The following is a 26321-nucleotide window of genomic DNA, read 5'->3' as shown; positions in this document are numbered from 1 at the left end:
TAGCAAGGAGTTGCTAATGATAGGGGAGAATATGGCCAAAAACAGTAAATTGCTTATCCTGATGACGGGCGCTTCGGGCAATATAGGCTCGGCGCTTTGCCGTACTTTAACAAAGAAGTATCGTGTCGTCGGGCTTGATAGAACCCCTAGCGTGCAAGCCGATGATAGCTTTGCCTGTGACTTAAGTTCTGACGACTCCATCAAGTTGGCATTCCATAAAATACGCGAGCGATACGGCGACAAAATAGCTGCGGTTATTCATCTTGCCGCATATTTCGATTTCAGTGGTGAAGACAACCCCCTTTATCATAGCGTCACGGTCGAAGGCACGCGACGCTTGCTGAAGACCCTCGATGGTTTTGACGTTCAGCGCTTTATTTATTCGAGCACGATGCTGGTGCATGAACCGGGCGTGCCGGGACAAAAAATTAACGAAGAGACAGGGCTGAAGCCGAAATGGGCTTATCCGCGCTCTAAAGCCGAGGCGGAGCGGCAAATTGAACAGGAATGCGGAGACATGCCCTATACCATCCTTCGCTTGGCGGGCTTATATGACGATGACAGTGCGGTGCCGACCTTGGCTTATCAAATAGCTCGAATTTATCAGCGTGAGCTTAAAAGCCATCTCTATGCCGGCGACTTGATGGCAGGGCAGGCCTTCATTCATAAAGACGATCTGGTTGAGCTTTTTACTCAGGTGGTTGATCGTCGCAATGACTTGCCGAAAAACAGCGTCATTTTGGCCGGTGAGGATGAAGTTATGGGGTATCGAGAACTGCAGAATCGCATCGGTCAATTAGTCTTTGGGGAGAAGGCATGGAGCACATTCAGTCTTCCTGAGCTGATTGCCAAGCCCGCAGCCTGGTTAGAAAACAAGACGGAACCGTTGATCCCCGATGCGTTTGACCAGGGTAAAAAGCCGTTTATCAAACCTTTCATGATCGATCTAGCCTCGGATCATTACGATCTCGATATCAGTCGGGCTAGGGAATTATTAGGCTGGGAGCCCCGACATAAAATTTATGACGGATTGGCAAGCCTTGTGCAAAGCCTTAAGGAGGACCCGGCCGCGTGGTATCGACGCAACCATATCCTGCCAACCGATTGGATTGCGACGGCCGAAGAGAAAAACCAAAATCCTCATCAACTTAGAGAAAAACACGAAGCCGAATATCGTAGACAGCACCGGCAACATCTTTGGGCGCATTTTTTAAATATGGGATTGGCTTTTTGGCTGATGACCGCACCGATGACCCTGGGCTATCAGTCACAAGCGATGGTGTTGAGCAATATCGGCTCCGGCATCGCGTTATTGTTCTTATCCTTACTTTCCTTGTCTTGGCGTTTGGGACCGGTCCGCTGGTTGGCCGGCGGCGTCGGCTTGTGGCTTTTATGCGCGCCTTTGATCTTTTGGGCGCCGACAGCCGTGTCTTATCTCAATGATACCCTAATCGGCATGCTGGTTATCGGTTTTTCCGTGTTAACACGCCCTGTGCCTGGCGTGGCATCGGTTGCCGCAGAAACTGGGCCGACGATCCCGCCAGGTTGGACGTTTTCACCGTCGGGCTGATTTCAACGCCTGCCGATTATTGTGTTGGCCTTCATCGGTTTTTTTATTTCCCGTTATCTGTGCGCCTATCAGCTTGGACATATCGACGGCATATGGGAGCCTTTTTTTAGCGGTTCAGCGCAAGACCCTCAAAACGGCACCGAAGAAATCATCACGTCCTACATATCTAAGGCTTGGCCGGTGCCTGATGCGGGGCTGGGAGCCATGACCTACGCGCTGGAAATTTTGACCGGCGTCATGGGGTCTTCGCGTCGGTGGCGTACGATGCCATGGTTGGTGATGCTGTTCGGGATTATGATTGTGCCGTTAGGCGCGGTGTCGATATTTTTTATCATCATCCAGCCCATTCTGATCGATACATGGTGCTCACTTTGCCTGATCGCTGCGGCGGCGATGCTGATTCAAATTCCGTATTCCCTGGATGAATTGGTTGCGACCTCTGAATTTCTCTATCGTCGTAAGAAACAAGGGCGGCCCTTGTTGCGTATTTTCTTCACCGGCGATACCGATGAGGGCAAATGGGAGGACAAGGAAGATAATTTTGAACAATCGCCCGGCGCGGTGATCAGGGATATGCTCAGCGGGGGCCTGACTCTGCCGTGGAATTTGTTGCTTTGTATTGGCATCGGCGTCTGGCTGATGTTTACGCGACTGACGTTGGGGGCGGAAGGAGGCATGGCTAACGCCGATCATCTGATAGGCGCTCTGGTGGTGACCATTGCGATCACGGCTCTGGCTGAATCGGGCCGTACCCTCCGGTTTCTGGTTATTCCGCTGGGCGCCGCACTGCTGGTAACGCCTTTTATCTATGGCGCCGGGCTGGTTGCGATTATATCCAGCGTCATATGCGCCTTGCTGTTAATCTGTTTTAGCTTCCCGCGTGGGGCCATTAAAAACACTTACGGTTTATGGGACAAAGCCATTGTTTGAACATTTTCCAACAGCGATTAACCTGCTGATATTTACCGGATTGGCCGGGATAATATGGAAGGCTGGAACGCGTCTGTCTTACTATGTCGATTCGATCGCCGAGCAGACAGAACTGGCCAGGGCATTTCTGGGCTTGATTCTGTTGGCGACGGCAACCGAATTGCCGGAAATGGTAACTACGTTGACGGCGTCATCGTCCGGCAATGGCGTTCTCGCGTTAAACAACATGTTCGGCGGCATGATGCTTCAACTCGCGGTGCTGGCCATCGCCGATTTTTTTGTCTTGAACGGCACGCTGACTTCTTTCCCGCGTAAGCCGACCGTGGCTATTGCCGGACTGTTATCGATACTCAGCCTGTCGCTGTTGTTGGCTTTTTATGTCACCCGCGATATGGTGTTGCTTGTTAATGTCGGCGTCGGCAGTACGATCATCGCGCTATTGTACATAGTCTCGATGTACCTTATCAGGATGGGACAAAACCGAGACACCTGGTCGCCTGTTGATTTGCCGGACAGAGGAAAGGGCGGCCGTGAACGGCATAATCATTATGATAATACGCCGGTCCGAAAACTGACCGTTTTATCGGCGAGGTCTGGTTTGTTGATTTTAATCAGCGGGGTTTTGGTCGTGCGGGTGGCTGAAACCCTGGCGGTTCAGACAGGGTTGGGCAATAGTTTTATCGGGGTCTCCTTGCTGGCGATGGCCACCTCTATGCCGGAGTTAAGTACTTCGGTTGCTGCCGTACGGGTGAAAGCCCATACGATGGCGATTTCCAATATCTTCGGCAGCAATCTGATTATGACATTTTTGGTTTTTCCGGTCGATGTTTTCTTTACTAAAGGCCCGGTATTAAATCACATGGACCGGTCCGCCGCTTTTGCGCTGGCGGCCGGCATTTTCATGACCGGCATTTATTGCACCGGCCTTTTGATGCGTCCCAGAATGAAAGTGTTCGGCATTGGCATCGATTCATTGCTGGTTTTGGCGAGTTATCTCGGCAGCATGATGATACTTTTTCAACTCCGATAAACCTCGCATCGAGATAGTCCAATGTCCTTTATTGTTGACCGCGCTGAGAATCGAATCGGAGCGTATACTTAGTACTCAGTCATGTTATATATGACGGGTACTTGGTAGGTGTCGGCAATTCCCCTATATGGAGCATATTTACTGTGTTTAACCTGAGTTCGGGTTAAGAAACCAGCCTGTAGTATCAGGTAGCGCTTCCAGAAGACGCCGTTCACCCAGCACCTAAATAAACGAAGATGATTTATCGCAGCCATTAGCCTATGGAATTTAGGTGCTGGGTGAATACGTCCATGTAGGCTTGAGCACGGAATCTGACCGCCAGGGAGGGTGGAAATGCCTATTTTGCAGGTAAAATTGCTCCTGCATTTTCTACATTTCCGCCTTCCTTGCCCCAAACGTATAACTTACTCTAGTCACGGTTGAATCGTTCAGGACCTCGTTGACCTGCAGTTCGCATAGCGACATGCGGACTACTTGCTTTTCGCGCCAAGGGCGGCGCTCCTACGCATAGCACCGTCTTGTCTTCGGATGTGCCGAACAGTGTGAAGCGTATCAAAAACTGTGCGCTTCCTATCGTCAGCACACCCTTGCGCATCGTAGGGCGGCTTCGCGAAGCAAGCCGCCAAAAACCGCCACCGGGACAAAATTGGCCGTTGTGCGTATCCAGGCGGATTGCCTGGCGGCGAATCCTGTTGCATGCCAATGTAGCCTTGTCTTCGGATGTGCCGAACAGTTTGAAGCGCATCAAAAACGGTGCGCTTCCTTTAGGCGTATTTGTTGTTAATTTTCTGTTTTGCCATTCATTTAATGAGGTAGTCCTGCTGGGTAACCCTGGGGGGCTTGAAGGCAGCATCCTTGCTGCCGACATCCTCGCCTAACACGCCCCATGCCTTTTTTGAGCGCGATATAAGGGAATTTGGTAGGTGCGAATTTATTCGCATTGCGCGGCTAAATCTGCACCTACATTCCCAATTGCCGACAGAATAATATTGACTATGTAGTGTCTGACAGAAAAAGCCTTTTTTTCAACCGATACCCAACTTTTGCCACACTCATTTTGATCAACCCAGGCCATTTTCCGGAAAAAATCCATCGCTGTCTCGTCTGATTTCTTCATTAGCGGGCCATTCACCGGTCTGCGGGCGCAACTATCCTGTAGTGAGCCTTTTCTCGCTCCGATGGTATTGTTCAGGCCGCTTGTTGGTAGGGGCCGCGCTTGCGTTTTTCTTTCGCCTGCGCCTGCTGACGCCCAACCGATTGATATTGCGCGAGACGACCGCCAGTGCGACATAGCGTTTGAAGCCATCGAGGCCGTGGTCGGGGCAGATATCCAAGCCGTTATGCTCCAGGGCATTGATGGCCGATTCCACGGCGGAGTGTTGGTGGCGTAGTTGTTTAAAAGCATTGCTGCCTTCCCGCGCTTGATCCGCGGCGCTGAGTCGGCCTTTTTTGGGCAAAACCACCTGTTCCAGATGATTTTTCAGTTCCTTTTGGTTAGCCGGGCTGTGAAAGCCTTTGTCGAAGCTGGTCACGGTCAGTTCGGGGAAGCGCCGGCGCGTTTCGGTGACCATGTCGACGGCGACTTTGTCATCGGTTTGCTTTTCCATCACTAGGTGGTGAAGAACGAAGCGATGGTGGTCCTCCATCACGCAGACCCTTAAACCCAACTCAACCGGGACGCCTGCTTTGCCTACAGGGATGTAGGTAAGGAGCGTGAGCAGGAGCGGAAGCTTTGCCTTTGCTGATCCATTCGGTGTGCGGTTCAAACACGGAGAAGATCTTTTCGGCATGAGGGATGGTTTCGCTGCGTATGACGCGGCGCTCAATTTGGTCCAGCAGCAGGCGGGCATAGGCCTGGTAGGATTGCAACGGCTGCGTTTCATCGGCCAGGGCGCCACGGTCCAGGGCTTGTTTTAAGGTGCGCTCGGATTTGCCCAGGTAGGCGCTCGCCAGGTCCAGGTAGGTCTGATGAGCCTGTTGGATGGCTTGTTCCCGTACGGCTTGTTTGTTTTCATCCTGGCTGGTGGAGCGTTTGAGCTGTTGAGCTCTTCGGTACTGTTGTTTGAGTCGCCGGATGTTGTGCCGGTATTGACGCCAGTCCGGCAGGTCATAGTGTTTCGCCAGCGTATGACTCTCTTCAATGGCTTTGCGGATCGCATCATACAGCAGGTTGATGTCGGTCGGAAAATGGACGTCGGTTTCGACCACAAAGGAATCGCACCGCCCTCTCAGTTTATCGCTGTGGTCGACCGTCGCGGCGGCAGTCGAGTCACTGCGGACGGTTGGCCCAGCGTTTGGCTTTTTTTTTACCAGGGCATGGCCGGCTCTGACCACTTCCTGGTTGATTTGATCGAACAGTTCCGGGGTGAACAGCCTCAGATTGTCTTTGATGCGCTGGAGAGAATACTTCGTGTCGTCACACCAGTCGCTATGGCCCAGCATCTGTCGAATGGTATTGTGGTGGTTGGCCAGTTCATGGATGCGGTCATAGTCGGTATTCAGGCCCAGACGCAAAACGCCCAGCACTAGAATTTTCCATTGTTCCAGGCCGGGCCGACCGCGCCTTGGGTCAGCGGGTTGCTGACGCTCTGCTTCGCTAAGGCCCTGACCGCTTCGGTAGGGAATAACCTGCTCGAGGATGGCGAACACACGGTCGCGCAGTTCGGGCGTGGTATAGATGTACTGCAACCCTAGCAGCAGTTGCGGGATGTCGTCTCTGGATTTGAGGTTAATCTCGATGTCGGCAATATCGACCTGACCGAGGCTCATTTGCGGATTCTTGACGGTGCGCATAGGATTTCAACGGACGAAGATTTCTGGTTTTCGTAAATTTTTATGGCGGCGCTCACCCAAAATCAGTACCTTACGGATTGAGCAACGCAACAATCGTGATTTTGGGCTGCAAACTCATTTCCCGGAATTCATTATATCCCATTGATTATTTTAGGGATAATCAATTTTCGGTCAGGCACTATGTACTAGTAGTCCAGGTTTTGCTGCAATTGTTTGCGAGCCCTGGCCAAACGTGAACGTATCGTGCCCACAGGCACATTGAGTTGATTGGCGACCGTTTTATATTTCAAGCCCTTGACGCAAATTGATAGTAAGACTTGACGGTGTTCCTGGCTCATTTTCTTCATCACTTCGCCAATTTCCAGGCACTGAACTCTATCGTATTGATTGGCAGAACTATTTTGGCGTTCAATGACTGGTTCAGGGTCGAGTTGACTCTCGAATCTTGCTTTGCGGCGATAGCGGGAGGCAAAAATGTTGAACATGATTTTTGAGCTCCACTTAAATAGATTGCTGCCATTTTCAAATAAATATTTTTTCTCCAGGGCTCTTAACAAGGTGGACTGGAGCAGGTCTTCAGCTTCATGGCTATTATTTGTCAGGCGGAGCGCAAATTTATGCAAACCATCGATTTCGTTGACAAGTTCTTGGGATTGAAACATCGGTTTCCTCCTTTTTGCTTTGCCATTGTTAGCGTATCTAAAAGCTTAACAGTTGCTTGTTAACTGAGTTTTTCCACTTTGTAAGAATCTCGAAAGAATTTTGTTACAATTTTGTAAGCAATATGCTATGTTCCAAAACTAGCTAAAGTTGCCTATATCTTTGCAATGAATGGTAAAACCACCATTTTGATCGTCGATAACGATGAAAGAACCCAGACCGTCGTTAGCGATTTTCTGGTTCGAGAAGGGTACATCGTTATCACAGCACGCTACGATCAAAATGTTCTCGATGAATTTGAGCGAGTGCATCCAGACCTGATTCTGCTCGATGTCGTTTTGCCGAATGAAGACGGCATTGCCTTGATCAATCAAATCAGGTCACGAACCGTTTGCCCCATCTTGGTCATCAGCGAAAAGAATAACACCATGGATAAAATTATCGGGCTGGAAATGGGGGCCGACGACTATATGGGAAAGCCTTTTGAAATGCGCGAGCTATATGCTCGGATTAAGGCTAATTTGCGTTTGGTGAACAGTGTTGAAAAAGAGGCTGTGTCCAGACGTCAAAATGAAACGGCTACTATCCTTCATTTTGGTCAGTGGTATCTGGATCTGCAACGTCATGAATTCCTCGATGAAAATAAAAAGCCTATGGATATGACGCCGGGGGAAATCGAAATGCTAAAAGCCTTCGCCATGTCCCCGCGCAAGGCGCTGAGTCGAGACAAGTTGTTTGACCTTACCCGCGAGCGCGATTATGAAGGCTTTGATCGTGCCGTCGATGTGCAGATCTCGCGGATTCGCAAGAAAATCGGTGATGATCATCGTGAACAACCCTACATCAAAACCATCCGAGGCATCGGTTATATGCTCGATGCGGAAATAACCGTGATCGAATAAAGTGGTAATTATTCAGCGTCTTGCAGGATTTAGACAGCAGATCATTGATTTCTCGGGACGGGTTCACCCAGCACCTAAATTAACGAAGATTATTAATCATAGCCAATAGCCTAAGGTATTTAGGTGCTGGATAAATACATTCATGGCAGCTAATGGCATCCTGCCTCATGCGGCACTTGCACACCCTGGGCGGGCGGGTTATTCACCTCGCTCAGCAATTCAAAGGCATCGATGCGTCTCAAGTTGTTCGGTTTCGCGCTGAGCCTGCGCCCTGCTAAGAATTGGCGTTAGGTGCGGGTGGCCGGGATATTAAGCATCGTGCTTGGCATTAAAGGCCAATGATTCGGAGGGCTGAATCGATAAAACTCTTTAGCAATGCTGAAATAGCTAACGCTGGCTTTTTCAGTAGTTGCCCGGAGGCGATGCTCTAACAGGCGTCGCAGGGTATGGTGGCTGGCTTAGTGTTTACCGGCAATCTCGGTGAAAGCGTCGCGCAAGCCGGCTTCCAACGAGGCGGGATAGAACGGTAAATCGAGTAGTTGATTTGCGCTTAGCTGTTGTTGGATGGCGAGCTGCAACAAATGGGCGAGATGGTCGGCGGCTGGCGCCATCATTTCCGCACCGGTCAGCCTGCCTTCGGACGAGGCGTAAAGTTTGACCATGCCTTGTTCCTCTAGCCCATTGTCGTTTCGATTGTCCAGCAGCGCGCGGCCCTCGATGGCGCCTGTCTTCTTCTGACCCAGGGAAGCAACCGGAGGGTCGGTGAATGTGATCCTCAATGAGCTCTCAGGTTCGGCTTGGCCGCGGATCCCTAATGCATGTTCGCAAGCGATTTTGTTCGCGATTGACTGCGGCAAGCTGCGGCCGTTATCATCAACGCTAGTCACATAGATAGGTCGTCCCTTGATCTGCAGTGTTTGTCGGTCGCATACAGGCGTTCCGCCAGAATAGGGAATATTCAATTTATTCAAACCCATGCCTTGCAAATTGGGTGATCGTCCCGCGCACAGCAAGATTCCCGAAACTTCTAGGGTCTTATTTTCGCCAATGAGGCGATAGACTCCATCCTCTTTTTCCACGGTTTGCAGTTGGGTTTCCATATAAAGCCGCATGTCCTGGCGCATAATATATTGTGCTGTTTGGTTTATCTCCGGATCACTGACGGCGGCGATGGTAGCTGTGGGTTCGACAGCAAAAACTTCGATGCCCAAACGGGCCAAAGCTTGGCCCAACTCGGCCCCTCTGCAGCCCATACCCACCACTGCCAGACTCTGTGGTAAATCTTCTTGTTCAAAAAGCTTGTCGATGGTGAGAATATCGGCTTTTAACGGTCTAAATATTCCGGGAATGATAGGTTTAGAGCCAGTGCAGATCAGGATTTTATCGGCTTTCAATGAGCGGCTGTCGGCTTTTAGTGTGTTAGCATCGAGAAAACTGGCCTGGGCGTGTATGACAGGATGTTCTTCCAGTCGCTGGAAAAGACCACTGATCAAGTCGTCTTGTACGTTGCGAATATGCGCCAGGATCTCCGGTATATTGGCAATGACATGCTGCGCTCCTTCGATACCCAGGGCGTCGTATTTATTACGGGTATGAAAGACATGGGCGGTCTCGATCAGGGTTTTGATCGCGACATCCCAGCTAGCGTCGCGCAGCGTGGCCCCTTCGTCCTGTTCGATAATCAAGTAATTTGCCTGATGCATCTTCAGCTGCTCAGCCGCCTGCAGCCCCAGCGTTCCCGCAGAAATCACGATAACATCATAAAATTCCATAGCCTCCTCCCATGGCAAGCATCAAGCCAGCCATCAGAGCCATGCCGATATCTTCGGTCAAGGTAACGGTCGATAAGGGCACCTCCAATACTGATCCCATGCAGGGACAATTGATGTCCAGGCCGCGGCGCAGCGCGGAAACGACGCCAAAGGCGCCAAAAGTCATGATGAAAATTGTTGCACCATAGATCCAAGGCATTTGCCAAAAAGAGAAATAGGCCAAGCCCAATGCTAACTCGATAAAGGGGTAGAGATAGCCGTAAGCACGAAAATGTCGGGCTAATAGGTCATACATTTCGAAACCGTCGGCAAAGGCGCTAGGATGGAAAATCTTCAGCATGGCGAGGCTGCATAAAAAGAACCCCATGAAATAATGCATCCACGAGTGCATGAGACTCAAATCTCCAGAGGGGGCGTTTAGCGCGAGCGAGCCACCGACGGATGCGGCTATAACGATAAGCGAAATCAGCGGCCAATAATCGCTGTAAGACTTTCCTCGAAGTTCATCCCGTTGCTTGAAATCAGGTTTTTTACTCATCACGACGCCTCGCATAATGCACGTTCTCTCTATAACCTCCCAACAGAATTACGAAAAAAAAGTTCCATCAGGGAATTTTTTTCAACATATCCTATGCTCCTGTTCGATGACGGCATCGGTGACTTTTGAGATCAGCGGAGGCGATACTGGAGCTGCTCGGGATCTGTGATTCCGTCCTGAATCTTTCACTTTTATGCCAAGTTAAAAAAATCAGTAACTGCTCGCCCCACTTATCGAACGCGGCAGGGCATGTAGGGTGGATAAGCCTGAAGGGCGCATCTACCAAAGATGCCGACCCGGTGGATGCGCTCCGCTTATCCACCCTACGAATGGGAGTGAGGAGTTACAAAAATCAAACGGTCGGAGCGGGTTGAATATTTCGTTGCGTCCGCTTTTTCCTGCCTTAGCACGGTTATTTCACAAAGGCGGCCTTTGCAATAATTACGAAATATTTTCTCAATACCCAACTGAATAGTTAAAAATCGGACTTCGAATCTCGAACAAAATCTCTCAAGCTAGAGCCTGCTATGGCATTCGTGATGTTTGTCCAGCCTTCTTCGTCCGATTTCCCAGAAACTTCATTCCCTTCAAGAAAGAGCCGGGGTAACTATTCATTATCTTCCAGGGTTTAGGCAGTCGGTCATTGATTTCTCGGGACGCGTGAATACTTCCATGTAAGCTCTGACTGCAACTTCCTGTTGCAGACAGCCCGATAAATCAATGACCGACACCCTCTGATAAAACTACGCTGAATAATTACGATCCAGGTTTGCTACTCTTCTTTATCAGTTTTCGTTTGTTTTGCGGTTTTTTCCGGGGTAGGTTCGGCGGCAGTGGCGTTTTCCATTTTGACGGACGGCTGTTCAGCATATCGAATCGGCGCCTGACTAGTGTAAGAACTGGGCGGGTTGCCTTCATCCTTGTTAACATTGGGCGCTTCCAGGTTCAATTCATCCCAGCGATCGCGCAACTTGTCACACCAGGCCGCCAGCTCAGCCTCCCGGTCGGGAGGAAATGCCAACAGCTGGTCGATGGAGTGATGCAGGGATTGATAACGAGCGCTGGCATTGCGATGATTTTCCGCTTGTTCGGAATATTTCAGAAAAGTTTGCAACGAGGCCAGGATGGCGCCGAGCAACAACAGCATGCCGGCCATCATTTTGACCCAGAAATCGGGATTATGAGTGATCGTGAAAAAGATATAGCTGGCGACCAGCATCGTGATCAGAATACAGGGAACGCCCAGCAGATAATTCAAGCGCCTGATCGCGATCGATCTGACATAATGCGCTTGAAATAGAATCATCAATTCCGTGCGCCAGGACTGCAATAAGGTTTTTTGTTCGATTTTCATGGTCATTCTCCTGTTATCATCTTGGCTAGATCGGAGTTCGGCGCTTTCAGGAATGGTTAAGGCGACTCCTAAAAGGCGGAATTGTTCAACATAAGCAATGATTTTTGAGCTGCGATGAGTTCTGAATCGTGCTGGAGGCATAGCGTTCGCAGTCTGCAAAACAACCTATGCTAAGATTAAAACACTGCCGATATCCGGAGTCCAGAGAAATGTCGTTCGAGTTGATTTTGATTCGGTTTCGTCAGCGGCGCCGTGAGGCTTATCGTGCGCTTAATTTTGAACTGGGTTGGCTATGGCATAGTCTCTATAAAGCGTGATATTTTTAAGCTGATATGCGAACTCTTTGAAAGAAGGTATGAAACGGTTTTTTCTATTAATCTTGTCAATCTGGAAACAACAGTTAAAACTGTATGTTTATGCCGCCTTGATTGGCGCTGTCATTGGTATGTTGGTGTTGGCGCCGAGTAATGATTTCATCGAGATGCAAACGCTCAGTGAAGGAAAAATATCGGCGCTCGGCTACATCCTCACACAGAGTAAGGCCTTATTTCAGGGGGACATAAGCATTCAACGCGACTACCTGTTGTTTTATGCTGAAATCGGCGCCTTGCTTGGGCTGATGTCATTTGCGATCTATGGTTTTATCCATCGCCGCCTGCATCGGATCGAGCTGTTAAAACACGAGTTGGATAAGGATCTGCTGTCGATCATCGAGCAAGGCGAAGGCCCTTGGTTGGAATTTAAATCCTCATTGCGCTGGGATATTGAACAATCGCGGGTTAATCGTACGCTGGAAAGCGTCGTGTTAAAAACTCTGGCCGGTTTCATGAACAGCGCGCGGGGCGGCACGTTGTTAATCGGTGTTTCTGATGACGGCGCGATTCTAGGCTTGCAACAGGATTTTCAAAGCTTGAAAAAACCCAATCAGGATGGCTTTGAACAAGCCTTGATGACGGCCGTTTCAAGCAACTTGGGCGCCGATTTGTGTCGACATCTGCATATTTTGTTTCATGTCAGGGACGGCAAGCAGGTCTGTCGCGTCATCGTTTCTCCTGCGCACCGCCCGGTCTTCTTAAGCCAGGGTAAAACGCCTAAATTTTTCCTGCGCACCGGCGGTTCGACCCGGGACTTGAATGTTCAGGAGGCCTTGGACTTTGTGCAAAGCCGCTGGAAACAAAAAGCCATTCCAATCGATTCCGGCTAAGGTTGTTTTAAGTATCGGCCGAATCAATCTCACCGTACCGTCAGATTCAACAGCGAATCTGCGCTTTCTGCGGCTTTGCCGGGATCGACGGCGACATCTAGCAAGAACAGCCTCTCCACGGCAATGCCTCTGTCAAGCAGATGTCTGGCGATGGCTTGCGCCCGCTTCGCCGCCAGTTTCCGCAAACGCTCGTTATCGGGAGGAATGTCGGCCGCCAATCGGCTCTTGGCGACTCGATAAAAATCCCCCATTTGTGGATCTATCAATCGGGGCGTGCCGAAGAATGAGCGTTCCGCCAGTTGCGGGTATTCGCGGATAAACAGGTCGGCGAGCAGACGCCGGTATTGTTCGTCGTTCAACTGAATATTCTCTGCCGTCAGCTTTTTTTCACGATCACGATTCAATTCGTTTGCCCTGATTTGTCTTAATTGCTGGTTCAGCGCCTCCTCTCGCAATGCCGGCCAGTCGAGTTCGCTAAAGGCTGTTCCTTTGACTTCCAGCTGCAACTTCGGCCGATCCGATAAGGCCTTGGCCAGTTCATTTAGTTTGTCTTGTTGCTCTTTTGTTAACAGAGTTTTACCGGCGGGAAAGCTGATTCTGCTGATATCTCCATCGCTGTCTATCAATGAGGCCAGGGCGTTGAACGGAGACGAGGCGATTTTGGTGATGACATTGACCAGTGCGTCGACGATGATCCCGGATACGCTGAATTTCGGATTGTCCAGGCTGCCGGTAATGGGCACATCCAGGACAATTTTGCCGTCGCTGTCTTCCAGCAAGGCGATGGCCAGATCCAAAGGCAAAGAAACCGCTTTGGGGTTTTCCACCTTGTCTCCCAATACCAGCTGGTTGATCAGCAGCTTGTTGGAGGCGGTCAATTGATTGTCCTGGAGGGTGTATTGCAGCTTCAAGGACATGTTGCCTTTTTCGATCTTGCGCCCAGCGAACTCGGCCATATAGGGGGTGATTGTAGGCATCGGCATGCCGCGGAAATCCAGCTTGAATTCGTAATCCCCTCGATAAGGACTGATGCTGCCTTCGATGTCGACCGGCGCCAGACCTTCGACCGTGCCGGCCAAGGCGATTTTGGCAACGGCATTCTGCTGCGAGGAAATGCCGTCGACCCCGCCTTGTAATCGATTGATATGGGCGGAAAACGGCAGTATCAGCGATAAATCGGCGAAATCCGATTCGCCTTCGCTCATTTCGATGCGTCCGATCTTGAATGTAGGGGCTGGTTGTTCGCTAGTCGCCTGGGTTTGTTCGGCCGGCGTTTCGGTTTCGGTTTCGGTTTCGGTCTTGGGGATCAGGGCATCGGTGAGATTGACGGATTTGTCTTTTCTAATCAGCACCCTGGCGTATGGATGCTCAAGCGTGATCGTCTCGATCTCATAGCGGTTATCCGCGAGGTTGATGTTGATGTTGTTCAAAGCCAGCCGCCGCCAAGTGACGAAGTCCTGATTGGCAATGCGGTCTTGGCTGACAAAGTCCTGGATATCGCTGTTGCCCTGCAAGCGGATAGCCAAGGCTTGGTTTTCCAGGCGCTGCATGGCGATATCGGCCTGCAGATTGAATAGGCCGGAGACGATGTCGAGCCTAAGCGCCTGGTCGATATAGGCTTGAAAATCGCCGATGGCGACTTGGTTCGCGTTAACCTTCAGGTTGGCGGTGAACGGGTCGATGACCGTTTCGCCGGTGATGTTGATTTTGCCGCCATCGTTGACGGTCATTGCCAGCTCGATAGGCAGAAGGCTGCCGGACTTATTGCTCAGATCTTGACTGCTCAGGTTGACGTTAGTCAAATTGATTTGGGTCGGCTTCGGGAGAGTTTGATCGCTAAACTGCAAGGCGAAATTTTGCAGCGCCAGGCGATCGGCCGTCAGCCGCCAAGGCGTCTCTTGGCCGGCGGCGCTCGGTTTTGCCTGGTTGCCGGATTGTTGTTCACCACTTGCGGCAAACAGGGCTTGATAATTGAGATTGCCGTCTGGGTCCAACCAGGCCTTGAACAGTGCGTCTTTACCCTTAATGTCGGCGATCTTGACCGTTTTGTTGTGCAAATCGAAGGCGATGCCCGATAGTCTGAAATCGGGTAGGGCAATGACCGGCTCCTGGCTGCCTTTTTCGGCAATTTGAACGGCGTCGATGTCGACAACGCCATTGTCGACCAGCAGTTGCAGGCCCGCCTTCGAATCACTGAGACGATAATCGGCCTCGATCAGCTCGCTGCCCTTTATGATTTCAAACGCGACTGCATCTTGTAAAAAAAGCTCCCAGAGCCTGGGGAAACTGACTTGGGAAAGCTTGATATGGCCGTCGGAAAGCAGAGGATTCAGGCTCAGATTGCCTCGCCATTGCAACGATCCGCCGGATTGGATATCCATGGAAAACACCAGCTGCGAGTGTTCGTTTTCGCGGGTGGAGAGATTGCTCAGGTCCAGCTCGAGCTGATAAATGCTTTCCTTGCGCGCTTGAGCGTGAAAATGATCCTCCCAGCCGAGTTTGCCTTTCGAAAGGTCGACTTGGGTGATGACGATGGGAAACAGTTTGTCGTCGGCATTTTTTTCAGGCTCGGGTTGGGCCTGATCTTGCGGGAGCAAGTCGCTAAAATTGAAATCCCCTCGTTTATGCCGTGTGACCTGAACCACGGGCCCTTCCAGACTGGCTTGGTTTAGGGTCAGGCTCAGGTTCATCACCGATTTCAGCAATGCCAGGTCGACGTAGAGTCGCTCGAAACCGACAAAGGGACTGTCGTCTCGATTGTGGATGGCAAAGCCGTTTACTGTCAGTTCCAACGAAAATGGATTGAAGCGGATATTGTCGATTAACGCAGTCCGGTTGAGCTTTTGCTGGGCCAGTTTGGGGATTTGGCTGGATAACACGGCCGGCAGCAGCCAAAAACCAGCCAGGCTATAAAGCAGCAGCACGCCGGCAAGCGATAACAGGATGGTTCGGGTGGTTGCTGAAACGGTTGGTCTCTTCATGAATTTCACCCATCGATAAGTGGATAGAGTCTTTGTCTGACGGATTGTCCTAATGAAATGCCGTTTATTCGCTAGAGTAGACAATGCTTACGAGACTGTGAAACGGGTTAAGATATGAGGCTCATACCCTGAACGGACTATGTCTTGTAGCCGACGGCAACAAGATAACACACTCAATTGCGCGAGAGAACCAGCGCCGTTTGTAAATGACGGCGGCCAAAACGGGCCATCGACGGAAAATCGTTTTTCGGCACCGGGACGTATATGTTGTCGGTCATGCTGGCGTGTTCGCCTTCCTCCATGTCCGGGTCATGGATATAGACGAAATGCGAATCATGCGCGGTGATCACGACCCAATGCGGAGCCTTGTTGCGATTAATGCGATAGGTGCTGATCAGAACCAGCGGAATGCGTCCTTCGTCGAGGCGCCCGGTCAGTTCGTCGAGCATGAGTTTCTGATAATGAATTTTGACCGTCGTGTCCTGAAGCTGGCGCATGAAATCCTGCTGCACCAGCGTTATGACCTGCCGTTTTTCGGCATTGCGCACGCTGTCGATGAACAGCACCTGCTGATCGCTCAAATACATTTCCACATCGAATCCGCGCCGGTAAGCAGCCAGCGCCAAGCCATGGGGGCCACAACCGCCATGACCCGAGGTCATGAAGATCGTCGTAGATTCCCGCCACAGTTGCAGTTCTTGCGCCTGGCTTTGTTCCTGGTCCTCTTTCAACGCCGCCATGGCCATCAGCAGGGAGGCGGGGCCGCAGGTGAATTCGGTGGTTTGCCGGTAATAAGGTACGGCCACACGGGTGACCGGTTGCGGATAAATGACGCGCTTTTCAAAACACAGCGCCTCGCTATGGTCTTCGTAATAATCCAGCTTGCGGCTGAATTGACGATAACCTAGGCGCCGGTACAGGGCGATGGCGCGTTCATTGTCGGGACGGACCTCCAGGCGCAGATAAACGCAATCGTGCAGGCGGGCGCATTGTTCCAGTTCGGATAGCAGCGAGGATGCCAGGCCGCCGCCGCGGTGTTCAGGCAGTATCGCCAGCGAATAGAGGCGGGCCAGGGAGGTGCCGCGTCGATACAGCAACAGGCCGTAACCGATGATGTCCTCGGCCATTTCGGCCACGATGATGTCGGCATGGGCTTTTTCCAGCATCCATTGGAAGTTGCGCTGCGTCAGTCTGTCCTCGGTGAAGCAGCGATTTTCTATCGCGACCAGTGCGTCGATATCGGCTTTAGTCGCCTGGCGAAATAAGGTGTCGCTCATTCCAACAAGGCTTGTATGGCTTGACCTATGACCTGGGCGGAGCGGAACAGCACCATTTCTTGCCAATCTTGTTTGGCTGGGTAGAAATGATCGCGCATGCGTTGTTGTACCATTGTTTTTTTCTCGGTGTTAACGTTTCTTTGCCAGCAGTAGTTTTCCTCGCGCAGTAGCGCGAACATTTCGGCGAGGGAGTAGGTGCCGAATTCCAGCGTGACGTAACAACCGTTATCGCCCGTCAACGGGTGCCAAGCATAATCGAGCAGACCCGACTTAGGCACCGATGTCGAGGTGCCGCGGGCCGGCTCGGTGACGCTGTCGCCGAACCAGCGTTTAGCCAGTGACGCGCCGGTAGAATCGGGGTTATGGTCGCTGATGATTTCTCCGTAGCCATAGGGCCCGAGCCCTGAGTGGATGTCGACTGCGATCAATCGTCGGCGCTGGGCTAGTCGATAGTCGGCAATGACTGTTTCGATCAGCCTCTGCGACCAGCTGGGGCGAACGCCGCCGTAAAACAGGCCGTCGGCAAACTGATACTGGCCGCCGCTGATCGCCAGTTCCAATGCGCGTTGGCCCTGGCGCTTGCGGTAGTCGGTCAGGAGCAGATCGCCGTCGTGGAACTGTTCTTGATTGGCCGGCAGAATGGCGTCGGCCAATTGCTGGTAAGCGGCATTGACCGGGATATGCTCGAAGTCGATGAAATTGCGGTTCAGGTCGATATTGTCCTCGTTGACGCGTCGGCAATACGCGAAACCAAACGGATTCAGGGCATGGATCAGCATGACTGCGCTGTCTGTTGGCGGCATGGCTTCATGGCGCAGCCATTGAATCTGGGCCGCCGAACCGCAAAATCCCTCTACGCCATGGGTTGCGCTGATGACTACCAACACATTGTCGGCCTGTTTAGGGCCCAGCCAGAACACGTCGGTCGCCAGCGGCAGTTCTTCGCTGTTGAGTGGGTGAGTGTAGCTGCTCAGCTGACCGGGCTGCTTAGCACAGGTCTGCAAAAATTTTTCCCGCGCACTCGAATAGTGATCGGAAAAGCAGTCCAGGTCGTAGGCAATTGGCATGGTTATCCTCAACGGTAATGGTTATGCAGGCGCTCGAGGCGACGCAGAAATTCGCCCATCACGGTGCGATAGAGCTCCTCGCCGAGCCAGGCGTCTTCGACGCCGCTGTCGATGCTGGGATTATCATTTATTTCAATAATGACATTGCGATCCGGCAATTGTTTCATATCGACGCCATAGAGGCCGTCGCCGATCAGCTTAACGGCGCGGCTGGCAGTTTTGATGACATCCTTGGGAACCTGGTGAATCGGCAGCGTGGCGAAGCCGCCGCTTTTCTGCAGCGCTTTGTCGCTGTGATTGTAAATCTGCCAATGGCCGCGGGCCATGAAATATTGGCAGGCATAGATCGGTTTGTTGTTGAGGAAACCGATGCGCCAGTCATAATCGGTGGCGACGTACTCCTGACACAATAATATCGCCGATTCTTTGAACAAGGTTTGGCATTGTTGAGCCATTTCGGCGCGGTTTTGTACTTTAACGACGCCGCGGGAAAAAGATCCGTGAGGAATTTTCAACACCATCGGGTAACCGAGTTGTCGTTCCAGTTCATGATAAGCAATTGTTGCACCGCGCATCAACAAATGAGTTTTCGGCATAGCGATTTTATGCGCGGCCAGTAAGTCGGCCAGAAAGACTTTATTGGTGCATTTCAGTATCGAGTCCGGATCGTCCAGCACCACCATGCCCTCGCTTTCCGCGCGTTTGGCGAAACGGTAGGTATGATGGTCGATCGCCGTGGTTTCGCGGATAAATAGGGCATCGTATTCCAACAGCCTGGCGTAATCGTGTTTGCCGATGATGTCGACATCCAGGCCCAGCTCATTGCCGGCGCGTATGAATTGTTTGATCGCCTTGGCGTTACTCGGCGGCATGTCTTCTTTGCGATTGCACAGGATCGCCAGATCGAAACGGAAACGTTTGCGCGATCTCGGTTTACGCCAGATTTTTCGACTGTAAGCGTCGATGGCGTTGGCGAACAGGGTTTGTTCGTCATCATTGAGTTCGGTCAGTTTGCCAGGAGTAATCGCGTCGATGTCCCAGTGTTCGCGGTATTTGAATTCGACCTTCAGGATCGGACAGGGATACAGTTCGAACAGGCGGCGGGCGAGCTTTTCCGAACCGGGCAGAGAGGGCTGGCCGAAAAATATTTTCATCGGCACCCGTTCCGTGTCGGCGAGATGACATTTTTCCAGAAACGGCGTTAGATCGTTGTCGTACAAACGGTAATAGCGGTGATTGGCCAGGTCGTTGATGCTGCGTATCGACGGGATGACGCGTTGACCGCGGGCCTCGGCCAGCAACGAACAGTAATAGCCTGCGCTGAGATAATCGTAATCGTTGCACAGGTTGATGACCCGCGTTTTACTGTCCGGCCCGGTCACCGGAGACGACAGATAATCCTCGGCGCTGATCAACTCTTTGCTTGGATAGTAAGGCCGCCAGTCTTCCAGGTGATCGACGACTATATGAAGTGTTTGCATGGTTATCCTGAAGAGGGCAAGGGTTAAGAATTACTTCCCGAAATCAAGTCCCTTTGCAAGCTTCGGTCACTCTCTCATTCAAATTGAGAATGACTGAAATTTACCAGTAGTTCCCAGTTTGAGCGTTCTGGCGGTGTTTAGGGCGGGGCTGTCGAGGAACGCCTCAACTCCATCCCTGGGGGCTTGACGGCGGACTCCCTGCCGCCGACATCCTCGCCAAACACCCCCCAAGCCCTCTGTGTTATCAAAATTGGGAATTTACGGCGATAATAAGCTTAAAACGTTAAAATACAATAGGCTCAGAAAAATAATTGTCATTTTTCGTAATGGCTAATACCGGATAATAAGGAAAGCGACTCGAACCCCATCAGACACCCTCAGGAAGCATTATGAAACGATTGTTTTTTGCCTTATGGCCGGACGAGGAAACTCGCCACAAGGTGGTCAAATTGAACCGGACGATAAAAAATGACCGCTTAAGGAAGGTCAAGCCCGACAATGTTCACATTACGTTGGTGTTTCTGGGCAGCGTCAATGCCGAACAGGAAAGAGTCATCAGGGAGGAGGCCGGCAATATCGTTGCCGAACCTGTGCAAATTCAATTCGATCGGCTGACGTTATGGCGCAGGCCCGGCATCTTGTCGCTGACCTGCACGGAACAGCCCCGGTCGTTGCTGGAGCTGGTCGTCGGCTTAACCAGGATCGCCGTCGGCTGTGAACTCGATGTCGATAAAAGGCCTTACAAGGCTCATGTTACGCTGGCGCGCAAGGCGAGATCCAAGCCCGATATCGAGATGCGGCCGCTGCTCTGGCGCGCCGACCGCTTTGCGCTGGTGGAGTCTGTCAGCGCGGAAGACGGCGTGCATTATCAGGTGTTGGAAAGTTGGCCTTTGATCGGAGCATAAAATGTTTGTCTATTCTTTGCCGCTATTTTTTTATCGGATCGAGGCATTGACGCCTCTGGAATTTTTGTTGCTGGCGCTGATGATAGGCGGCTTGCTCTGGGTCAGCGCGCCCGAGCCGACGGCTGGGATCGCCGTGACCGAGGATAAAGGTGGTTTTCGCCATTATTTGCTGCAAGCCTGGCTGGGTAGAATGGCTTTGTGGCGTATGTTCTGGCCGTTTTTCCTGGTGTTGAATCTGCTGCTATATGTCGTCGACACCCTGGCCATTAGCGGCGAATTCACCGTGTCCAGTTGGGATGATGTGTATTTTGTGTTGTTCACTCCGGTGGTGTTTTGGACGCTCTGTGTCTGGCGCAATTCGGCGAATTGTCGTTTCCGCATTTGGGCCGCGCTAGCTCGCTTGATGACCTTGGCCGTTTATTTTGAATATGGCTTGAAGTTGTTGATACGCATGGATTATCCGCGCATCTTCTTCAACTGCCATGAATTTCTGTTCGATTACGCCGTCTGTTTCTAGCTGAAACTTGCAGATACTGCGCCACGTGAAGCGATGTGTCCGAGGGTGAAAAAGCGTCACGCAGCGTAACGATGAAGAATTTTATTTCCTTCATTATCTTAACGTCCCAGATGGTAATAAAACATAAGCCAATGACTTGCTCGGCGGTTCGGAACAGCTTGCGTCTCCGTCGCAGGATTAAACCCAGACATCCTCGCCAAACACACCCATGCCCTTTTTGAACGCCAAAGTGGGAATTGCTGGGAAGCAAGCGCCGCATCTATTGTTATTGTCTTCACTATGCGCGTATTCGCTCGATAGAACGATATTGCTGCAAAATCCAGAAAGAAAAATTGTTCCGCTCCAAATCAATCGCTACTGGAGCCGTATCCATCAAGCTGTTTATAAAAGGCCGAGCAGTTTTTTGGAATTAGCATTTTGGCGAAACATCTACTTGCCTCATGCGATTATAGCGGTCGTTGGTTTTTTACTTTTCATTTGGGCGCCACCAAATTCGATGATTGGCTGAGAATTAAATATGAAAATCGGTTTTCGGAAACCCTCATTGAAAAAACGTATCGCCGCGCGAACATCGGTAAAACGCATGGTCCGCCATTCCCTAGGCGTTAAGGCGCCGCGTGGCTTCGGCTGGCTGACCGATCCCAAGAAGGCGGCTTATAACCGCATTTATTCGAGAACGACATTGGGTTTAGGCGATCTATTAAAATGGCTTTTTGGCGGAAAAAGCTGACCTGCTCAAAGGCGAATTATTCGGCTGTCCGCATTGCGGGATTATTCTTCATATGGCAACTATCGCGGGATGATAGGCAAGTGGTTGATGATTTGTGAGTAACGCATTGGAAAAACGATATAAGATTCTCCTGCATAGTCGGGCTTATCAGAACGCGGCAAGCTATTTGCAGGAGCTTCAGACCGGCGCAACCTCGCCAGGAAGCTATCTTCAAGCCCAATTGCAGGGGAAGGAAATCCCCCGATTATCCGTCGAAGCCTTCCTTGAATGTTTGTTGCGCACCAAGCGCCCGCAGATTTTTGCCGAAAGCGCCGTTTACGGCAATGGTCAGGACTGGAATAAGCGGGAATTGAAACTGTTAGGCGCGATAGGCATAGCCGTTCCGGTAGAGGTCTATGATGACGGCAGACATCATACTCCCGTGCCTCATGCAGAGCCATTCGCGGCGCATCTTCTGTTTGCCGCTGGGGCTTTATTGCGCAACGGCCGGCGGCAAATACCGGTGGATTGGGACGTGGTCGGCGAAGACGGTGAGATCGACCAGGAAGGCTATTATCAATTGTATCTCTATCGTCTACTGCCTTTGCTTTTGCATGCCGATGCGGTGGTTGGCGCTGCTGGCAGGCTTTCATTACCGTCCCGGGGTTGGGCTGCGGCCAATTCGCAGGAAAGTTCATGGGGTCTTTGGGCGAGAGGCTTAAACAGGCCTTGCTGCGCCTGTTGAGCGAACATCATACCCAGCTTGCCAATATCAGGGCGGTGTACTTCGACCCTTATAACGAATGTGATAACCAGCGCTTTGAAATAGGCCACCTGTCTTTCATGGTGAGACCTCTGACCCAAGGCAATCAGGACAAACCTCAATTGTGCCGGCCCAGCGACTATCAGGAACCAGGTGACGATTTTAGCAAATGCCTGTTATTTAGCGTGGTAGCCTGGGATCATGTCTCGTGGCCGGGCAATGATTTTTATGCGGGAGCGCGAAGCACTGATGATGGAGTCAAGGCCGCTGCAACGAGTTCCATGGCCGCGATGACGGGCATTGAAGGTCGCTATGACCAAGTTACTGCAACCTATAAACCGCCGCCTCCTTATCGTAGTTGGGAAGCCGTTGTTCTGGATAATGGCCTTCGGCTTGAAGTGGCCGGACGCCTCAGTATTATGCCGATTAATGTCAGCGTTGCCCGATGATATTGTGGTTCTAGTCGTTGTTATAATCTGAAGGAATCGGAAGGGCAAATTACCGATGACGAGGAAACTGCGCTACTACAATTGACCAATACCGAAGCAAAAGAAAGACTCTAATGTGCTCAGGGATATGAGTTTTTATTGAATTTCGATAAAAGCTAGGGATTCGGAGAACTGGGGGGCTGGAAGGTATGTCTTCGGCTTACAGGGAATGCTACGCCTCTTTTAAGCCAATGTCGTTTGGCGCTTGCCATTGTCCGCTGTTTGTTTGGATTTTTCTAATTGTTTAAGAAAGTAGTTGTCGTAATGCCAGCCTATGCGGGGTGAAGGCTGGGTCTTTGATGGTGTTCTGGTAATGGTTTTCATATTTGTCCTGTGATGAGTTGAGTCGTTCATCTTAATTGACGTTTAGCTTGATGCTGAGCGTAACGAAAGACGAAACGAATGTTGTTTTGCTTAAATACGATACAGTGTGTAGCGATCATGGCCGTTATGTGTTAGGCGCTTGATTCGTGAATCGGTAAAAGCATGTTTGCCAATGAAAAACTGACTATAGAATCTTAATTAAAGGCAAAGTGCGCTGGTAAATGTGGAATTACTAAATGAAGAGCAGAACGAAAAACTAAAGAAGAGGCATCGAAATGGCACACAAGAGGTAAAGCATATTTTCTAGCTGTCTTCATTCTAACCCTATTAGCGGGATTGTCAATTTAATCGCAGCAATTCCCACTTTGGCGTTCAAAAAGGGCGTGGGGTGTGTTTGGCGAGGATGTCGGCAGCAAGGATGCTGCCGTCAAGCCCCCAGGGATGGGTTTACCCAGCACCTAAATACCATAGACTATTGGCTATGATTTATTATCGTCGTTTATTTAGGTGCTGGGTGAACGGCGCTCCTCGACAGACACACCCCATGCCCTAAACACCGCAAAAATACTCAAACTGATGATATGGGAATTGCTGATTTAATCGTCTAATGTTGTGCGTGTAATAGAACTATCGGCATGTATATCGCATCTGACGATAATCGGAACTTAGACTGTGTCGGTCGAGAGGGACTTGTAGCGGCTTTTAAAACACAATATGGTTCGGAGTCCCATGCCTTATCCAATCAAAGCCATATTGTTCGAAATGGAAAAACCCTATGTTTTGACGCGCCGCTATTCTCCAATATCGGTGCTGCGTCATGATCGTGGTTTATTTTCTTCATGCGCTTATTTTTTATTCCGCGCATCCAAGCGGGCAATATCCTGGGATATAAATAACGCCGGGTCCACTGTGGCTTTGTTCAGATAGACGATCCAATGCAGGTGCGGGCCGGTGACTCGGCCGGTTTCGCCTACGCTGCCCAGTTCATCGCCTTGTTCGACCCAGTCGCCGGGTTTGACCTTGATCTCGTTCATATGGAGATAGGCGCTGAGCAGCCCTTGGCCGTGATCGAGAAAAACGGTATTGCCGTTGAAATAATAGTTGCCGGTATCGATGACCTTGCCGGCGGCCGGGGCCAGAATCGGCGTGCCGGTGGGCGCGGCAATATCCAGGCCGTTATGCGGGCGCTTGGGAATGTCGTTGAAGAAACGTTTCAAGCCGAACAGGCTGCTCAGGCGACCGTCGACCGGCGCGATGAAATCGGCGGCGATCGGCCGTTCGCTCCACACCGCCTTGGCCTTGGTCATCGCGATTTTATCGGCGTTGATGCGTTTCAGGTCTTCCTCGGTAAAGCCGGTGACCATTCTTTTCTTGGTGATGGTCAGGCGTTGGGCCGGGTAGTCCTTGTTGGCGACGTTAAAAGTCTTAGCGTCTTTATGGTTGTCGTGGACAACGGTGATGCGGTGTTGACCGGGGTCGGCCGACAAGGGAATGCCGACCATCGCCAGCCAATCTTCGCCATCTTGGGTGACCAGGACCCGATTATCGTGATAAAAAACCTTGGGCGCCTTGTCAATACGTTTGCCGACGGCAATCTTGACGATGCCGCCGGGAACGGCCAGTTGTTCGGGCAGCTTGGCCGCCCATGCCGCAATGGGAAGCAACAATAAACAGAGAGTTTTCTTAATCATGTTCTATCTCTTTGACTTGGCTGGTGTAGCGGCCTTCACCCAGACGGGTTTCCAGGATGTCGCCCGGATTGAGTTGCCGGCTTGATTTGATGATTTCGCCGCTTTGCCGGTCGCTGACTATCGCATAACCGCGTTCCAGCGTGGCCAGCGGACTGACCGCATGCAGGGTTTGGCAGATGCCGGCCTGTCTGCGTTGCAGCTGTTCCAATTTTTGCTGCATGGCGCGTTTGATGCGTTCTTCGAAATATAACAATTTTTGTTGCTGTTGACAGATCTTTTCCGCCGGATTATGACGGGTCAGGGCCTGGCTTTTGGCTTCGAGTTGCGCCTGGCATTGCTGCAATTGCTGTCGCCAGATACGCTGCAAACGATTTTCCAGCTCGTCCAGACGCTGCGCGTTGCGCTGTAATTGCTGACCGGGATGCTGTTGTTGCAGTGAACGGTTGAGCCAGTCCAATGCTTGTTTGTGTTGGGTCAGTTTTTGCTGGATCAGTTGTTGCAGCCGGGCTTCATAGGCCCGGAAGCTGTTCAGCCATTCATTTTGTTCGGGCGCAGCATGTTCCGCCGCGGCCGATGGCGTCGGCGCGCGCAGGTCGGCGACGAAGTCGGAGATGGTGAAATCCACTTCATGGCCGACGCCCGAAATGATCGGTATCTGACTGGCCGCGATGGCGCGGGCGACGCTTTCTTCGTTGAAGGCCTGCAAGTCTTCCAGTGAGCCGCCACCGCGGGCGACGATCAAGACGTCGGCCTCTTGGCGTTGATTCGCCGTTTGCAGGGCCTTGACGATTTCCGCTTTGGCGCCGTCGCCTTGTACCGCGACTGGATAAATCACCACCGGAATGGCGGGAAAACGGCGTTTCAGCACCGTCATGATGTCATGGATCGCGGCTCCGGTCGGCGAAGTGATGATGCCGATCTGCGCCGGCAAGGACGGTATGGCTTGTTTGCGCGAAGGCTCGAACAAGCCTTCCGCCAACAATTTCTGCTTTAATCGTTCGAAGGCCTGGCGCAGGGCGCCGGCGCCGGCTTCTTCCATCGCTTCGACAATCAGTTGATAATCGCCGCGCGGTTCGTAGAGACTGACTTGGGCGGTGACGATAACCTGTTTGCCGTTAGTCGGTTTGAAAGCCAAGCGACGCTGATGCATGCGAAACATCGCGCACCGCACCTGGGCATTGGCGTCCTTTAAGGAGAAATAAATATGACCGGAAGAAGGTGTGCTGAGATTGGATATCTCGCCTTCCACCCGGATCGATAAAAAGTGTTGATTCAGCAGACGTTTGGTCTCACGATTCAGTTCGGTGACGCTGAAGATGGGGGCCTGCTCGGAGGAAAGGTTAAACATACATCGGTTTATGCCGT

Annotated in this window: 21 protein-coding genes and 2 pseudogenes; 11 read left to right on the top strand and 12 right to left on the bottom strand. The window is 51.4% G+C overall.

Features of this window, described 5'->3' with window-relative positions:
* Nucleotides 1–31: 31 nt before the first annotated feature.
* The 4 genes from Q9L42_RS01040 to Q9L42_RS01025 all read left to right on the top strand — a co-directional run bounded on the left by Q9L42_RS01040 (nt 32) and on the right by Q9L42_RS01025 (nt 4408).
* Nucleotides 32–1570 carry an NAD-dependent epimerase/dehydratase family protein gene (locus Q9L42_RS01040; RefSeq protein WP_349431750.1) on the top strand — a complete coding sequence of 513 codons (1539 nt, stop codon included), beginning with the start codon at nt 32–34 and terminating at the stop codon, nt 1568–1570.
* Nucleotides 1571–1591: 21 nt separating this feature from the next.
* Nucleotides 1592–2500, top strand: coding sequence for a vitamin K epoxide reductase family protein (locus Q9L42_RS01035; RefSeq protein WP_305906476.1), 909 nt, complete (start codon nt 1592–1594; stop codon nt 2498–2500).
* A complete protein-coding gene (locus tag Q9L42_RS01030; RefSeq protein ID WP_305906477.1) occupies nt 2493–3530 on the top strand; it encodes a sodium:calcium antiporter in 1038 nt (345 codons plus the stop codon). Before Q9L42_RS01035 ends, Q9L42_RS01030 begins: the two co-directional genes overlap by 8 nt.
* 542 nt (nt 3531–4072) lie before the next feature.
* Nucleotides 4073–4408 carry a hypothetical protein gene (locus Q9L42_RS01025; RefSeq protein WP_349431749.1) on the top strand — a complete coding sequence of 112 codons (336 nt, stop codon included), beginning with the start codon at nt 4073–4075 and terminating at the stop codon, nt 4406–4408.
* 53 nt (nt 4409–4461) lie between these two features.
* Here Q9L42_RS01025 and Q9L42_RS01020 read toward each other — a convergent pair whose 3' ends face one another.
* From Q9L42_RS01020 to Q9L42_RS01010, 3 genes and pseudogenes are all read right to left on the bottom strand, one after another.
* Nucleotides 4462–4623, bottom strand: coding sequence for a hypothetical protein (locus tag Q9L42_RS01020; protein WP_349431748.1), 162 nt, complete (start codon nt 4621–4623; stop codon nt 4462–4464).
* 55 nt (nt 4624–4678) lie between these two features.
* Nucleotides 4679–6323: pseudogene (locus Q9L42_RS01015) on the bottom strand (ISNCY family transposase).
* Between the two features lie 185 nt (nt 6324–6508).
* The gene (locus Q9L42_RS01010) at nt 6509–6985 is read right to left on the bottom strand and encodes an RNA polymerase sigma factor (RefSeq protein ID WP_305906480.1); all 477 of its coding nucleotides are present in this window, start codon (nt 6983–6985) and stop codon (nt 6509–6511) included.
* A gap of 165 nt (nt 6986–7150) precedes the next feature.
* On the opposite strand from Q9L42_RS01010, the gene Q9L42_RS01005 reads away from it, so the two are divergent.
* Nucleotides 7151–7885 (top strand): response regulator, encoded by a 735-nt coding sequence (locus Q9L42_RS01005; protein WP_305906481.1) that lies wholly within the window; start codon nt 7151–7153, stop codon nt 7883–7885.
* A gap of 458 nt (nt 7886–8343) precedes the next feature.
* Here the strand turns inward: Q9L42_RS01005 and Q9L42_RS01000 are convergent, their stop codons facing one another.
* The 3 genes from Q9L42_RS01000 to Q9L42_RS00990 all read right to left on the bottom strand — a co-directional run bounded on the left by Q9L42_RS01000 (nt 8344) and on the right by Q9L42_RS00990 (nt 11549).
* Nucleotides 8344–9657: an FAD-dependent oxidoreductase gene (locus tag Q9L42_RS01000; protein ID WP_349431747.1), complete on the bottom strand. Its 1314-nt coding sequence runs from the start codon at nt 9655–9657 to the stop codon at nt 8344–8346.
* Nucleotides 9644–10195: a MauE/DoxX family redox-associated membrane protein gene (locus Q9L42_RS00995; protein ID WP_305906484.1), complete on the bottom strand. Its 552-nt coding sequence runs from the start codon at nt 10193–10195 to the stop codon at nt 9644–9646. The genes Q9L42_RS01000 and Q9L42_RS00995 overlap by 14 nt, the downstream gene beginning before the upstream one ends.
* Before the next feature lie 772 nt (nt 10196–10967).
* Complete coding sequence (locus tag Q9L42_RS00990; protein WP_305906485.1) at nt 10968–11549, bottom strand: SLATT domain-containing protein; 582 nt, start codon at nt 11547–11549, stop codon at nt 10968–10970.
* Nucleotides 11550–11904: 355 nt separating this feature from the next.
* Between Q9L42_RS00990 and Q9L42_RS00985 the strand changes: the two genes are divergently transcribed.
* Entirely contained in the window at nt 11905–12753 is an 849-nt protein-coding gene (locus Q9L42_RS00985) for an RNA-binding domain-containing protein (protein WP_305906486.1), read from the top strand.
* Nucleotides 12754–12782: 29 nt separating this feature from the next.
* Here Q9L42_RS00985 and Q9L42_RS00980 read toward each other — a convergent pair whose 3' ends face one another.
* The 4 genes from Q9L42_RS00980 to Q9L42_RS00965 form a co-directional block, all read right to left on the bottom strand.
* Nucleotides 12783–15734: a DUF748 domain-containing protein gene (locus Q9L42_RS00980; protein WP_349431746.1), complete on the bottom strand. Its 2952-nt coding sequence runs from the start codon at nt 15732–15734 to the stop codon at nt 12783–12785.
* Between the two features lie 173 nt (nt 15735–15907).
* On the bottom strand, nt 15908–17011 hold the full coding sequence (locus tag Q9L42_RS00975) for a GNAT family N-acetyltransferase/peptidase C39 family protein (RefSeq protein WP_305906489.1): 1104 nt from the start codon (nt 17009–17011) through the stop codon (nt 15908–15910).
* The gene (locus tag Q9L42_RS00970) at nt 17008–18078 is read right to left on the bottom strand and encodes a M14 family metallopeptidase (protein ID WP_305906490.1); all 1071 of its coding nucleotides are present in this window, start codon (nt 18076–18078) and stop codon (nt 17008–17010) included. Before Q9L42_RS00970 ends, Q9L42_RS00975 begins: the two co-directional genes overlap by 4 nt.
* A gap of 8 nt (nt 18079–18086) precedes the next feature.
* A complete protein-coding gene (locus tag Q9L42_RS00965; RefSeq protein WP_305906491.1) occupies nt 18087–19559 on the bottom strand; it encodes a RimK family protein in 1473 nt (490 codons plus the stop codon).
* Between the two features lie 389 nt (nt 19560–19948).
* Between Q9L42_RS00965 and thpR the strand changes: the two genes are divergently transcribed.
* The 5 genes and pseudogenes from thpR to Q9L42_RS21410 all read left to right on the top strand — a co-directional run bounded on the left by thpR (nt 19949) and on the right by Q9L42_RS21410 (nt 22902).
* Nucleotides 19949–20464 (top strand): RNA 2',3'-cyclic phosphodiesterase, encoded by a 516-nt coding sequence (thpR, locus tag Q9L42_RS00960; protein ID WP_305906492.1) that lies wholly within the window; start codon nt 19949–19951, stop codon nt 20462–20464.
* Between the two features lies 1 nt (nt 20465).
* Nucleotides 20466–20981 carry a hypothetical protein gene (locus tag Q9L42_RS00955; protein WP_305906493.1) on the top strand — a complete coding sequence of 172 codons (516 nt, stop codon included), beginning with the start codon at nt 20466–20468 and terminating at the stop codon, nt 20979–20981.
* A gap of 208 nt (nt 20982–21189) precedes the next feature.
* Entirely contained in the window at nt 21190–21489 is a 300-nt protein-coding gene (locus Q9L42_RS00950) for a hypothetical protein (protein ID WP_305906494.1), read from the top strand.
* A 9-nt stretch (nt 21490–21498) separates the two neighbouring features.
* Nucleotides 21499–21711 (top strand): hypothetical protein, encoded by a 213-nt coding sequence (locus tag Q9L42_RS00945; protein WP_305906495.1) that lies wholly within the window; start codon nt 21499–21501, stop codon nt 21709–21711.
* A gap of 94 nt (nt 21712–21805) precedes the next feature.
* Nucleotides 21806–22902 (top strand): annotated as a pseudogene (locus tag Q9L42_RS21410) (hypothetical protein).
* Nucleotides 22903–24110: 1208 nt separating this feature from the next.
* On the opposite strand, the gene Q9L42_RS00930 reads toward Q9L42_RS21410, so the two are convergent.
* A complete protein-coding gene (locus tag Q9L42_RS00930; protein ID WP_305906498.1) occupies nt 24111–24956 on the bottom strand; it encodes a M23 family metallopeptidase in 846 nt (281 codons plus the stop codon).
* Nucleotides 24949–26304, bottom strand: a complete 1356-nt coding sequence (gene xseA, locus Q9L42_RS00925; RefSeq protein WP_305906499.1) for an exodeoxyribonuclease VII large subunit — start codon at nt 26302–26304, stop codon at nt 24949–24951. Before xseA ends, Q9L42_RS00930 begins: the two co-directional genes overlap by 8 nt.
* Between the last annotated feature and the right edge of the window lie 17 nt (nt 26305–26321).

This window comes from Methylomarinum sp. Ch1-1 (assembly GCF_030717995.2).
Classification (GTDB): Bacteria; Pseudomonadota; Gammaproteobacteria; order Methylococcales; family Methylomonadaceae; genus Methylomarinum; species Methylomarinum roseum.
This window is presented reverse-complemented; position numbering and strand designations above follow the sequence as displayed.

What these genes read in the sequence shown, in the direction of transcription:
- Q9L42_RS01040 (WP_349431750.1), top strand. Translation starts at nt 32, where the DNA reads ATGGCCAAAAACAGTAAATTGCTTATCCTGATGACGGGCGCTTCGGGC.
- Q9L42_RS01020 (WP_349431748.1), bottom strand. Translation starts at nt 4,623, where the DNA reads ATGGATTTTTTCCGGAAAATGGCCTGGGTTGATCAAAATGAGTGTGGC.
- Q9L42_RS01010 (WP_305906480.1), bottom strand. Translation starts at nt 6,985, where the DNA reads ATGTTTCAATCCCAAGAACTTGTCAACGAAATCGATGGTTTGCATAAA.
- Q9L42_RS01005 (WP_305906481.1), top strand. Translation starts at nt 7,151, where the DNA reads ATGAATGGTAAAACCACCATTTTGATCGTCGATAACGATGAAAGAACC.
- Q9L42_RS01000 (WP_349431747.1), bottom strand. Translation starts at nt 9,657, where the DNA reads ATGGAATTTTATGATGTTATCGTGATTTCTGCGGGAACGCTGGGGCTG.
- Q9L42_RS00995 (WP_305906484.1), bottom strand. Translation starts at nt 10,195, where the DNA reads ATGAGTAAAAAACCTGATTTCAAGCAACGGGATGAACTTCGAGGAAAG.
- Q9L42_RS00990 (WP_305906485.1), bottom strand. Translation starts at nt 11,549, where the DNA reads ATGAAAATCGAACAAAAAACCTTATTGCAGTCCTGGCGCACGGAATTG.
- Q9L42_RS00985 (WP_305906486.1), top strand. Translation starts at nt 11,905, where the DNA reads ATGAAACGGTTTTTTCTATTAATCTTGTCAATCTGGAAACAACAGTTA.
- Q9L42_RS00980 (WP_349431746.1), bottom strand. Translation starts at nt 15,734, where the DNA reads ATGAAGAGACCAACCGTTTCAGCAACCACCCGAACCATCCTGTTATCG.
- Q9L42_RS00975 (WP_305906489.1), bottom strand. Translation starts at nt 17,011, where the DNA reads ATGAGCGACACCTTATTTCGCCAGGCGACTAAAGCCGATATCGACGCA.
- Q9L42_RS00970 (WP_305906490.1), bottom strand. Translation starts at nt 18,078, where the DNA reads ATGCCAATTGCCTACGACCTGGACTGCTTTTCCGATCACTATTCGAGT.
- Q9L42_RS00965 (WP_305906491.1), bottom strand. Translation starts at nt 19,559, where the DNA reads ATGCAAACACTTCATATAGTCGTCGATCACCTGGAAGACTGGCGGCCT.
- thpR (WP_305906492.1), top strand. Translation starts at nt 19,949, where the DNA reads ATGAAACGATTGTTTTTTGCCTTATGGCCGGACGAGGAAACTCGCCAC.
- Q9L42_RS00955 (WP_305906493.1), top strand. Translation starts at nt 20,466, where the DNA reads ATGTTTGTCTATTCTTTGCCGCTATTTTTTTATCGGATCGAGGCATTG.
- Q9L42_RS00950 (WP_305906494.1), top strand. Translation starts at nt 21,190, where the DNA reads ATGCCCTTTTTGAACGCCAAAGTGGGAATTGCTGGGAAGCAAGCGCCG.
- Q9L42_RS00945 (WP_305906495.1), top strand. Translation starts at nt 21,499, where the DNA reads ATGAAAATCGGTTTTCGGAAACCCTCATTGAAAAAACGTATCGCCGCG.
- Q9L42_RS00930 (WP_305906498.1), bottom strand. Translation starts at nt 24,956, where the DNA reads ATGATTAAGAAAACTCTCTGTTTATTGTTGCTTCCCATTGCGGCATGG.
- xseA (WP_305906499.1), bottom strand. Translation starts at nt 26,304, where the DNA reads ATGTTTAACCTTTCCTCCGAGCAGGCCCCCATCTTCAGCGTCACCGAA.